13 protein-coding genes are annotated in these 11917 nt (G+C 42.8%); 3 read left to right on the top strand and 10 right to left on the bottom strand.

Going from position 1 to position 11917, the window contains the following annotated elements; genetic code table 11:
* Window position 1: 1 nt before the first annotated feature.
* The 8 genes from OCV61_RS05040 to OCV61_RS05005 all read right to left on the bottom strand — a co-directional run bounded on the left by OCV61_RS05040 (window position 2) and on the right by OCV61_RS05005 (window position 6054).
* Window positions 2-1954, bottom strand: a complete 1953-nt coding sequence (locus OCV61_RS05040; protein ID WP_155176884.1) for a DNA polymerase — start codon at window positions 1952-1954, stop codon at window positions 2-4.
* Window positions 1942-2205 (bottom strand): NUMOD4 domain-containing protein, encoded by a 264-nt coding sequence (locus OCV61_RS05035; protein ID WP_155176882.1) that lies wholly within the window; start codon window positions 2203-2205, stop codon window positions 1942-1944. The genes OCV61_RS05040 and OCV61_RS05035 overlap by 13 nt, the downstream gene beginning before the upstream one ends.
* A gap of 45 nt (window positions 2206-2250) precedes the next feature.
* Window positions 2251-2793: a DUF2815 family protein gene (locus OCV61_RS05030; protein WP_021869631.1), complete on the bottom strand. Its 543-nt coding sequence runs from the start codon at window positions 2791-2793 to the stop codon at window positions 2251-2253.
* Complete coding sequence (locus tag OCV61_RS05025) at window positions 2794-3924, bottom strand: DUF2800 domain-containing protein (RefSeq protein ID WP_021869632.1); 1131 nt, start codon at window positions 3922-3924, stop codon at window positions 2794-2796.
* Window positions 3924-4256, bottom strand: a complete 333-nt coding sequence (locus OCV61_RS05020) for a hypothetical protein (RefSeq protein WP_021869633.1) — start codon at window positions 4254-4256, stop codon at window positions 3924-3926. Before OCV61_RS05020 ends, OCV61_RS05025 begins: the two co-directional genes overlap by 1 nt.
* Complete coding sequence (locus OCV61_RS05015; protein WP_262582695.1) at window positions 4253-4582, bottom strand: DUF7768 domain-containing protein; 330 nt, start codon at window positions 4580-4582, stop codon at window positions 4253-4255. The genes OCV61_RS05020 and OCV61_RS05015 overlap by 4 nt, the downstream gene beginning before the upstream one ends.
* Window positions 4583-4621: 39 nt before the next feature.
* Window positions 4622-4960 (bottom strand): HTH domain-containing protein, encoded by a 339-nt coding sequence (locus tag OCV61_RS05010; RefSeq protein ID WP_330382883.1) that lies wholly within the window; start codon window positions 4958-4960, stop codon window positions 4622-4624.
* A gap of 212 nt (window positions 4961-5172) precedes the next feature.
* Window positions 5173-6054, bottom strand: a complete 882-nt coding sequence (locus OCV61_RS05005; RefSeq protein WP_244092970.1) for a DUF3825 domain-containing protein — start codon at window positions 6052-6054, stop codon at window positions 5173-5175.
* Between the two features lie 261 nt (window positions 6055-6315).
* Between OCV61_RS05005 and OCV61_RS05000 the strand changes: the two genes are divergently transcribed.
* The 3 genes from OCV61_RS05000 to OCV61_RS04990 all read left to right on the top strand — a co-directional run bounded on the left by OCV61_RS05000 (window position 6316) and on the right by OCV61_RS04990 (window position 9039).
* Window positions 6316-6663 carry a helix-turn-helix transcriptional regulator gene (locus tag OCV61_RS05000; RefSeq protein ID WP_004059104.1) on the top strand — a complete coding sequence of 116 codons (348 nt, stop codon included), beginning with the start codon at window positions 6316-6318 and terminating at the stop codon, window positions 6661-6663.
* Between the two features lie 191 nt (window positions 6664-6854).
* Entirely contained in the window at window positions 6855-7241 is a 387-nt protein-coding gene (locus OCV61_RS04995) for a BlaI/MecI/CopY family transcriptional regulator (protein WP_155176880.1), read from the top strand.
* Window position 7242: 1 nt separating this feature from the next.
* Window positions 7243-9039: a BlaR1 family beta-lactam sensor/signal transducer gene (locus tag OCV61_RS04990; protein ID WP_158420907.1), complete on the top strand. Its 1797-nt coding sequence runs from the start codon at window positions 7243-7245 to the stop codon at window positions 9037-9039.
* 43 nt (window positions 9040-9082) lie between these two features.
* Here the strand turns inward: OCV61_RS04990 and OCV61_RS04985 are convergent, their stop codons facing one another.
* On the bottom strand, window positions 9083-10594 hold the full coding sequence (locus tag OCV61_RS04985; RefSeq protein ID WP_117514080.1) for a WD40/YVTN/BNR-like repeat-containing protein: 1512 nt from the start codon (window positions 10592-10594) through the stop codon (window positions 9083-9085).
* Between the two features lie 56 nt (window positions 10595-10650).
* Window positions 10651-11916, bottom strand: coding sequence for a DUF6070 family protein (locus OCV61_RS04980; RefSeq protein WP_117762062.1), 1266 nt, complete (start codon window positions 11914-11916; stop codon window positions 10651-10653).
* Between the last annotated feature and the right edge of the window lies 1 nt (window position 11917).

Genomic DNA, 11917 nt, shown 5'->3' with positions numbered 1-11917 from the left:
CCTAATCCTTTTTATAAAATTGGCACTCGTAGCCATCAGCACGAAGCGGAAGCCCGTGTACCCAGGAAGGCTGCTCTGCCATAATCCTGCATACCTCTTCCACGGATGATTCTCCTTCCGGCACTTCCAGCACCGCTTCATCATGTACATGAAATACAATGGAGAATCCCGCTTTCTTCAATCTCATCATGGCTTCTGCCAGAATATCCCGGCTAGTACCCTGTACGATATTCTCCACCAGCTTTGGCCCGTAAGTATCCATCCTTTCCCATTTCTTGTTTTCTCCCACACCTTCATAAGTCAATCCATCCCTGCCATATTTGTTGACACCCATTCTCGGTTTCACATAGGCAAGTTTCCTTCCGGACGGGAGCATGGCAAACAAAATACCGGAAGCATACTGAAAACGAATCAGTCCGACCTGTGTTTCTTTCCTTTCACGGACTGCCCTCACGGCTGCTTCATCTACATCCCACCAAAACTGTGTAATATGCGGATTTGCATTTCTCCATGTAGATACCAGTCCCGGCAGTTCCTCTTCACTAAGTCCCATTGCCAAGGCTCCCATTGAAGTCAATGCCCCTACTGCTCCTCCGTATCCGAGAGCCAGTTCCGCAATCTTTCCCTTTTGTCGCAGTGGAGATCCTTTTGTAATTTCCTCTATCGGAACACCAAACATGGCCGATGCCGAAGCCTCATATATTTTTCCGTGTGTAGCAAATACATCCAGTCTCCACTGTTCCCCGGATAACCATGCCAGCACCCTCGCTTCAATAGCTGAAAAGTCCGCAACAATAAACCTGCATCCCTCTTTTGGAATAAATGCAGTACGGATTAATTCAGACAGTACATTTGGTGTGGATTCGTAGAATAATTCCAATTCCTCGAACTGCCCTCTTCTGACAAGACTACGTGCTAGTTCCAAGTCACTGATATGATTCTGAGGAAGATTCTGTACCTGCACCAGTCTTCCTGCCCACCGGCCGGTACGATTTGCCCCATAAAACTGCAGCAGTCCATGTACCCTTCCGTCCGAACACACTGACCGTTCAATCGCTTCATACTTCTTTACTGATGTTTTCGCCATGAGAAGCCGGAGTTTTAAAGCCTCCAGCACTTCCCCATCCGCATCCTCAATCAACTCCGCAACTGCTCCTTTGGATAGGCTGTCGATTTCCACTCCACGTTCTGAAAGCCATCCTTTCAACTGCGATACAGAATTTGGATTTTCAAGTCCCGTTACCTCATAGGCACGGTTCGTCACAATGTCTTTATGTAACAGGTCACAGGTAATCGACTGTTCTACCAATTCCCTGTCAACTAAAACTCCCCTGTCATTAATTTCCTGATCCAAACGGTAAAATGCCATCTCAGATTCCGGTATCGGAAACTTATGCAGTTTCTGCCGGATACCTTTTTCCACATCCACGTCACGGATGCAGTACGTCTTGAACTGTTCCCATTTTTCCGGTGCATGGCATGGAAGGTTCCTGCTCCTGCCACCATTTGTTTTGGTCGGTTTGCAAGGCACACAAAAATAGCGGATTAAGTCCTTACCTTCCTTCAGCTTTTGCTCAGAAAGCCCCAGAACCGCCCCAACACCCTCCAAAGAAAGCGGAAGGGCAAGCATAGCCGACTGTACTGCAGTACAAACCCACGATTCGGGAGATAAACGGACTCCCATATATTTTGAAAGACAGGTACGCTCAAAATTAGCATTGAACGCTGTCTTAATAATTCCCACATCAGACAGGGCATTTTTTATTTCTTCCGTCAGCTGTTCGCCCTGTGCCAAATCAATAATCTTTGTTTCTTCATCATCAAAGCTGTATGCAAACAGCAGGATTTCAAATGCAGGACTGTCTGCATAGGCATATACCCCGCATTTGATTAAGTCCACATCGGAAAAGGTCTCTATGTCAATTGCCAGTGTTTTATATCCTACTTCGCCCATGCGTAACTCCTTCCCGATTTAATCTTGCTGACGGTCTTTCTGGAAATCCCCATGCTGTCAGCAATATCATACACATGTTCCTTTCTTCCAAGCCTTTCCTTAACTTCCCTTACCTGACTCTGGTTCAAAGGAAGAATCTCTTCCGGCAGTCTTCTCCCCTGAATATACCGGGACAGCCTTTTGTATCTCCCCATATTACTGATCTTGTATTTCCCTTCCAGTCCGGGAATATCTGTCCATGTCTCTTTCATCAAAACAACTCCTCTATGTACGGGCGGCATACACCGCCCTTATCATTAGCCGAGGAAATCTTCATCCTCTACTGCTTCAAAATCATCCTCTGCATTGGTACGGCTGCTGAGTGCCTCTCCGTCTTTCAACTTCTGGATGTTACCAAGTCCTGCTGCCACACCACGGTTGCCATTGCTGTTGTAGCCATAGAAGTTTACACTGATTCTTCCGTAACAGCCGGAATACACTTCTGTCTGATCCAGGATTGGCTGTACCTGCTTATCAACCACCTGTGGTGCCTGTCTGCTGTTGGCATTAAAGAAATAACAGCCTTTATATGCCTCATCCTCCGGTCGGTCAATGTCACCATCACGCAAAGGAAGCTTCAGATTCGGTGGAATCTTGCCACCCCACTTTGACAAAGATTCCTGCTTTGCAGCTTCCACCGCTGCCTGAATCTTCTTAATGGTTTCCTTATCTGACTTCGGGATAATGGCAGACACGCTGTACTTCGGCTCGCCGCCATTGATTGCTTCCGGCTCCCAACAATGCAGATAAGAAAATCTGCACGGTACGATTACTTTGGTCGGTGTTTCATTCTTGCTCATTTATTCATCCTCCTTAAAATCCGCCTCAGCGGTTTCTGTTTGAATTGGTGGTCTCTTATCGGATTCCGGCACCAAGGTGATTTTGCCCTGCGGCTTATACACCAGACTACCCAGTATCTTCTGAAAATCTTTTTTGCCCATCAGCTTCTCCATTTCCGTGATACCAATCAGAGACTTCTTGTAAATGTCCTCATATCCGGCTGCTTTTGCAGCATCCGCCACTTCCTCTTCGTTGACATATTTACGGTTACTTCTGCCTTCTACCAGTTTGAATCCGTTCCATACCCTTCCGTGTGTAATCGCTTCATCCTGTGCATAGGCATAAACATCTGCAGACCACTTGGCAAGTTCATCCGCCACCTTCAAAACCTCTGCGATTTCTTCCTCTGACAAAAGTTCCGGTGGCTTAAACTCCATTTGTGCCAATCTCAAATATTCTTCTGCTCTGGCACGGCAGGTATTTTTCGCTTTACAGAAACGACACCAATCTCCAACTGCAAACTCTCCTTCGCCTTTGGCTGCCATCTCTGCCTTCGGCATCAACTCCTGCTCTGCCCATTCCATGAGGTCATGAACCGTAATTTCAAAGGTGCTGACATTTTCCAGTCTCGGCTGGTGGATGGTCATATTGACCTTTTCAATGTCATAAAGGGAACCGAACAGTTCCAATGCTCCCAAAGAATATAAAAGCATCTGTGGATTCCATTCTGCAGATACAGCAATGCCTTTTCCGTACTTCAAATCCACAATGTATAAAGTATCATCCGCTACGATGACCAAATCTCCGGTACCGAATCCTTCCGGCACCCATCTGGAAAAGTCCAGTCTCTGCTCAATCATCACTACCGGATCACTGCATGACTGTTTCGCCTTTTCAATCTGCTCCATTGCAAAGGACACATAATCATCTGTGCATTCTTCCATCTCATCACAGTCATAATCAGATACCGGACGTTTGGAACGCTTCTTAAGAAACCGTTTCAGCTTATGCTCTGCAAGAGCATGGGCAGCAGTTCCCTCCGCTGCATAGATACTTTCCTCGTCCGCAAACTGCTTCTCCAACAATGCAGATGGGGTACAGTTCATCCATCGTTTGGAGGCAGATGCGGATAATATCGCATGCTGTCCCATTAAAGAGCCTTTGCATCACGAAGCAAATCTGCATATTTCTCCGGCTGTACCCCGGATAGCTTATCTGCCCCATACTTTTGAATCAGCGCTTTGACCTGCTGCGTTTTTCCATCCTGCGATTTGGATGCCATGACCGCACGGACCTGTTCAATGGTAACGGCATTCTCTTGTTTCTCCTGACTCTTCTCATTTCCGCTTTCTTCATCCTTCTGCCCTCGTTCTTCTTCCTGATTTTTACTACAATTACATGAATGTGCCTTTCCTGCGAGGGCACGGACTCCTTCCGAAACCGCCAAAAGACCATCTGCAATTTTCAACAATTCCTCGCTCATAAACTGCTCCTTTCCACAAATTCTCCGTTTTGCTTTGTGAAATACCGGATGGGAATTCCTGCATGGTCAGCTTCCGCAATCTCCATACACATGCCTTCACTCATTATTTCTCCAAATACCCATACTTCCCGGCACTCTTTCAACAATGAAAGTCCAAACTGAATCCCTGCCATCCGTTCCTGAACATCACTTTCCTTTAGGAACTGTGGAAAATACAGATGAGGCACTACCGGAAGACAGCCTTTTTCATAAGCAAATCTGGCATATTTTCTGGCAAGCTCCACATTCTTCTCTTCCGCTCCCCGGAACGGACTGCAGATAAACACCCTTTCCAAATCTTTTCACCTCCATCTTTCAGACAGGACTTATTTCTCTGCCCTTTTTGTCAAAGCAAATTCGGAAAGGATGCTGTTCATCGTAGCGAGGTCTTCGCCTGTTAAATTTTCTGAAAGCCGCTTCAACAGTTCCTGCTGATCTGGTTTTAAATACTTACGTCCAAGATAATAGCCATCAGCAACCCTGACGCCTCCACCATATCTGCCACGCACGGTTTCAATCGGGTGAGCAAGTGTCAATTCTTCAATATCATTCCGAATTGTACGAGTTGTAACATTGAATTCCTGTGCCAGATTTTCCATCGTTTCCTGACGGCGCACACACAGAATTTCCAATATCTTCTGCCTACGTTCATTCGCTTTCAACACTTGCCCACCTCCTTTCCTCTGCTTTGTGGCATCATCATAAGAGTTAAATAGGAAGGTTCATTTCCTATTTAAAAAACTTTTTGAGATTTTTTCAGTAGCAGAGAGGAAGCCTGTCCATCATCCTTTAAGCGAAAAACACCCGACAAGGCGCAATTCAGCTATTGCATCTTGTCGGGTGTTCCATTCAATCCATGTTTCTATGTACTGTTTTCCTATTTTACGAGTTCCGTAAGCCACGGAGCCATTGGCCTTGCAACTACTCTCGCATTCAAATATGCCATCTCCAACGTCAGACAGGTATTACCCAAATAGTACCCATCCATAACCGTCAGTGTCATGGCAAGGTCAGGTTTCTGCATATTCGTCAGATAAACCGGAAGAAGATACTGCACTCTCCCCTGATATCCCTGTGGGACCACAAGCCCCGGTTCAATTACCGACTTCCTTCTTCCAAGTTCTACTGCTGTTTCAAACAATAGCGGCAAATTCTTCACCTTCCGAATTTTAGCCGGAATACGCTCCAGGTTCTCTTCATCTCCCAATATGTGATTTACGTTTACTCTTATAGGCCACTCTGGATTAAAGTTAATGCCACTCTGCGCCATATGATAGACGGGCTTTTGTGGTAATGGCTCGATGTATCTTAACTTTGGAGACAATTCATCACAAAAACCTCTAAAATACCAATCTCTTAAAGAATCCGAAAAATTGTTTCTTTCAAAATAACCATAAATCCCCTTGTACTGAGGTGTGTATAATCCAGTATGGAAGCAGACGCATTCGTTTTCCAAATGAAAAATACTGTCTGCCTTTCTTGGATCACTTTCTGAATTAAAGTCAATAACCTGCTTGCGAAAAATTGTATGTATGTAACGTTCTAAAATGGGGGTGTCTGCATTCTTTGTTTCCCGGCTCGGCTTTCGGAACTTCCATGATTCCGGCAATGCCAATCTCTCCAGTTCCGCTAAATGTCCGTACCAATCCGGTACATATGCAAATTCAAATAAATCCGGTGCTATCATCTGTTTCCTCTTTTCCTGTGGTTTTCTGTACTCATATCTGTTTTCTGTCTTTGCTTCCATCTCTTTCATCATGAGCCTCCTTCTTGTTTTCTCTTGAAATATAAAATAGGTGTATCGCAATTCTATCGTTCCATGAATTGCGATACACCTATCAATGCGTTTTTATCCATGAGCAAATTTCAGTAACTTCAACAAACATCGTATTCTGTGCTGTTTCCTTGCTTCCATGTGATTTCTCCTTTTATGGTGTAGTTCGTTTCATCTTATACCTGTACTCTATTGTAATTCATAATATTTACCCTGTAGTGTAAACTAGCACTGAGGTGAATTGTAATGCATGACTATGTAAAAAATCTTGCGAAGGTAGTTCGGGCTGCCAGAGAAGAAGCCCATCTATCTCAAGCAGCATTAGCTGAACAAATAGGTTGTGATGAACGTACAATACTGAATATTGAAAACGACCGTGGGAATCCCAAGTTCGAAGTATTGTGCCAGATCATCGCTTATTTACACATTCCTGCAGACCGGATTTTCCACCCTGACACTGCTACGGATGGGTTGAAAAAACAAAAACTGTTATTGATGCTACAGGAATGTGATGAGCAAGAGGCAGCCGAGATTCTTCCAGCAATTGAATACCTCTTAGCACTCATACATAAAAGAGGTAATTCAAACGAGTAAAGGAACCAGCTAATCCGTTGTGATTCTGGTTCTTTTCTTTTTGTTGCCATCTCCAAATCTTACTCTTGTAATATTTCAATTATTACACAAGTAAGATTTCAAGTCAATATGTTTTTTCTGAAATTGACAACCACATAAATAACGTCTATAATATATTTATTACAGCCGTAAGATTTAAGGAGGGATTTAAAATGAACGATTTACCACAGATTTCTGAAGCTGAATTTGAAGTTATGAAAATCGTATGGAAACATGCGCCGATCAGTACCAATGAAATAACAGATAAATTATTACAGACCACAAGCTGGAGTCCTAAGACGATACAGACTTTAATCAAACGTCTCGTAACAAAAGGCGTTCTAACTTATGAAAAACAGAGCCGAGTGTTTGTTTATACCCCAGTCGTGAAAGAAAGCGAATACATCGGCCAGGAAAGCAACTCTTTTCTGGAACGATACTATGACGGGGATATCACTGCCATGCTGTCTGCCTATATAGAAAATGACAGACTGTCTGAAACAGAAATAGACACCCTCCGTTCCCTTCTTTCCAAGAGGTCAAAAAAAGGAGGAAATTAACGTGGCTAATTTTATGATACGCTTTTTAATATGCAATGTATTTATCAGCGGTATCATCGGAATTCTTTTGATAGCCAAGCGGATATTCAAAAACAACCTGTCCAGCCGGATGCAGTATAATCTGTGGTTCCTGCTTCTTGGGTTGCTGGCAGTTCCCTTTATACCGTTCCGTCTCATCGGATTTCCACAAATCTTCTCGTGGCTTGGTAGCTTAAGAAGCTCTCCTGCTTCTGGTACCGCAACCGCTATGGGGGAAGCTGTGGGAATTCATCCGACCGGAAATACAGACTGGATGAATGATTTCGCACTTTCTGTAAATAGCGAGACACCATCCATTGCTGGATATATATTATTAGGGATATGGACTGTAGGCATTTTTGCAATGATTATATTAGTAATCAAATCCTCACTCCGCCTACGCAATTTGGAGAAATCTGCACTTCCCCTTCAGAACCCGGAGGTACGCAGACTATATCATCGATGTTTGGAGGAAATGGGAATTCACAGAAATATCCCTGTTTACAGTACTGCATTTTTGAAATCCCCGATTATTGTGGGACTTTTGAAACCATGTATTTATCTGCCGATTCATCTGATCTCTGATTACAACGAATCCGATATGCGGTATATGCTGTTGCACGAACTGCAGCACTATAAGCACAAAGATGCTGTTGCCAGTTATCTGATGAATCTTGCCGGGGTAATATATTGGTTCAATCCTCTTGTCTGGTATGCACTGAAAGAAATGCGTAATGACAGAGAGGTTGCCTGTGACACTTCCGTTTTGAAAATGCTTGAAGAGGATGCTTACGAAGATTATGGTAATACACTGATTAACTTTGCAGAGAAGGTTTCACTTACTCCTTTTCCGTTTGCCGCCGGCCTTGGTGGAAACATGGAGCAGATGAAACGAAGAATTATCAACATTGCCTCTTATGAGAAGCCGACATTTATGAAAAGAATAAAAGGTATGACTGCATTCATGTTGACTGCTGTTCTTCTCCTTGGATTCGCACCTTTTATTTCTACATACGCAGCAGACGGAAGCCACTACCAATGGGATTCCTCTTCTGAGAATGTTTCCTATGTAGACCTCTCCACATACTTCGGAGAATACGAAGGCAGCTTTGTTTTATACGATTTGGAAAATGATGCATGGAGCATACACGACAAGGAGCATGCCACCCTGCGAGTTGCACCAAACTCCACCTACAAGATATACGATGCCCTGTTCGGATTGGAAGAAGATATCATTACACCGGAAAATTCGTTCATTGCATGGAATGGAGAAACCTATCCATTTGAAGCATGGAATGCAGACCAGACCTTACAGTCAGCAATGAATTCCTCTGTGAATTGGTATTTTGAATCTGTGGACGAACAGCTTGGAGCCGCTAACATTTCCAACTATATTCAGGAAATTGGATATGGAAACGAAAATATAAGTGGTGATTTCTCCACCTATTGGATGGAGTCTTCCTTGAAAATTTCTCCAATAGAGCAAGTCGAACTTTTAACCCAGCTGCAGAATAACAACTTTGGATTTGCTCCTGAAAACATCAATGCAGTAAAAGATTCCATCTGCCTTTCTTCTTCCGATGCCGGAACATTCTACGGAAAGACCGGAACCGGACGTGTGGATGGCCAGGATGTGAACGGATGGTTTATCGGTTATATCGAAACTGCAGATAATACATACTTTTTTGCTACCAACATTGGTGCAGACAGCGATGCTACCGGAGGCAACGCAACTGAAATAACCATGTCTATCTTGTCTGACATGAATATCTGGAAATAAAGAATCGGGTAAAGGTCAATCTCTGACTTTTACCCGATTTTTCTTAATTCGCTATCTGAACAAGCCCTTTGTATTCCCATGTCGCTCCATAATCAGTTGACTGAAATACAATCCCATCTTTCTCCGCTGCATCTGTGGTAACCGTTATCGTCAATGTGTCGTCCTCTTTTTCAGGCATATTCAGGTAATCAAAATCCTCCACCGTAAATCCGCAATCGATAGCGATTTGTGGTAATTCTGAAACAAGATCCATTGGAAGTTTCATTTCTTCAAAGGTCCTTCCGCCATCGCGAGTGACATATAAGCGGGAATAGGACTGGGATGCGCCTGTAATTCCTGCAACCCCAAAGTTCTCATCATAAAATATTAAACCTTCTGCAACTCCCAATTGTCCACTGAACGGATCATCATTTATGCATTCCCAAGTAGAACCACCATCCATTGTCTTTTCCATTACATAAAATCTGCTTCCGGCAGCTGCATCCGTTATCACCAAACGCCATCCATTATTTTCATCTAAAAAGAAATACATAGTTCCATCACTTTGATCCACAGTCCAACTTTCTGTATCTTTAGCATCCTCCACCTGCTGCATCGTATTCTCCTGCTTCAATTCTTGTTGACTGACGTACTCAGGCTCCATAATATATCGAACAGGTGTGACACTATTTAAATCAGGAATATGCAAAGATACCTCAAACCCAACGATTTCTCCACCGCTTCTAAGCTGAGTAAAATTGCCGGTTCCTGTTTCAGTTCCATCACCATCTGCATCTCCCGAAATATATTGTAAGCCTTCCTCTGAACTAAAAGATCTTCGCCCCATATAGAGTATTTCATAAATCTGCTGCTCTTCAAATGTTTCAGCCCACGCCTCTACCTGACTCGTCCAGTCTGAATTGTTCAAAATTTCAATCATTGGAGACAAACGCATATCGTCACTATATTCTCCATTCACATTACCATCTATCCAAACAGTCATATCATTACTGCTGTCTGCGTCATAATCAATAAGATACGTTTTTTTCTCTCCAGCCTCATTTTTTCCATATATGAATGCATAAATCCTTTGAATCGTTCCGTTTTCATCAAATGACACCTGATATTTATTTGCAATATAGAGTTCTTCCGGCAGTTGCAATGCTTCATCCAAATCCATCAGAATCCCTTCTACACCATCCTCAAAAAGATTATTATGCTCCAGTTCTACTTCTTTTTTACGCATCCACTCATCAAGTTTCCAAGACAGTGCCCCGTGATACGGAACTGCAGAATAAACGATACGTCCACCAAAGAATAAAGTTGCTGCTATAAGGAGTATCATTTCCGTATAGAAAAGTTTCTTATTTCCATTATCTCCTGAATTAACTTCTTGATTATGCCTTTTCGAAATCAGCCAGAGAACCACTGTGCCAACCAATCCTATTATACCTAACGCCAACATCGGTATATGCCTTCTCAAGCCACCATATTGACATAGATGCCAGAATTGATACAACATAAATATATATAGTATTAAACTTACTTTTCCCGTGATTTTATAAATATATTTCATGTAAGTCTCCTTTCTTCATATCTGTAAAAATACCATAAAACACCAGTATTATCAAATCATTCTTTAATACGGTATTGGTAATCTGGTATATGCATAATTCCGTCATTTAGGATTTCATTCCCCAAATACTGAAAACTGCCATCCTCTGCAAACCTTACCGTAAGTTCATGGGTTATGACTGCATCATCGCAAATGACCATGTCACAGACCGCCTCAACTGTTAATGTGACTGTTCCATCTTGATTTTCTTTGATGTCGACAACCTCCGGCAGAGAAGTTCCAAAGAAGGTAGGCGCATAATTGAAGCACCCAAGTCTCGCCCAAAGATAGGTCTGGTTTTCCTCATCAAATACTGCGTACTCTCGTATCTGCTCCGCTGTTATGGGAAGATACTCCATAATCAGACTTTCGAACTCTTCTTTAGGAATGCCATTTGGATAATCTTCAGAATTGAACTTTTCTCCATATTTCATTCCATACAGATATTCAAACATTCCGTTATAATCCAACTCACTCATATTTTCTACATTCCAGTTGGAACACAAAAGGTTCTGTCCCTGATATCCAAGCCCCCGAACACAACGTTCAGACATTTCACACTGTTCCTCTGTCATAGGTTTTATTCTGATCAGGCAGCTTCCATCCATAATTTCACTAACCTCTGGCGGCTCTGGCACACACAGCTCATAGCAGAACCATCCTTTTTCCGTGTATTTCCATTCTTTGAGTCTCGTATAAGAAATGTACGAAATTCCCGGCTTGTTGTCAGCATTCCAGATTCCTCTTGTACTCACAACATACATATCCGTTCCATCAAAAATGAATTTCATTCTGCCCAGTCCACCATCATTGTGGATTTCATAAATCACCACAGAGCCTCTTTTCCCTTCCATACATTCTTTCAGAAAACTGTCAACACTTTCATAATTCTCCATGTTAGAATACGTTACCATCGTAGCAATTGGATATCCTGCGTCCTTTACCTTCTTCTGAATTTCAAGAACCGTTTGATCATCCAAAACAACATTAGATGCTATCCCTTTATCTGCTGTTTCATAAATGTCAAGATAAAGTTCCATCAGCTTTTTACAGTCAGTCTCAGCTTCTTCCCTTTCCTGTTCATCTACCGGAAGATCGTAGCCCTTTTCCCATTGTACTGCAGCCTCTTCCTCAGTATTTTTTGTTTCCTCCGTGGAAGATACTTCTTCCGTATCTTCCACAAGAGATTCTCCCGCAACACTATCTTCTTTTCCACAGGCACACACGAAACCCCCAATCAGAAATACCATGATCAGTAGAATGCTCTTTTTCCTTAATACCATA

Origin of the sequence: Blautia ammoniilytica (genome assembly GCF_025566965.1) — a bacterium.
GTDB lineage: Bacteria > Bacillota > Clostridia > Lachnospirales > Lachnospiraceae > Blautia_A > Blautia_A ammoniilytica.
This window is presented reverse-complemented; position numbering and strand designations above follow the sequence as displayed.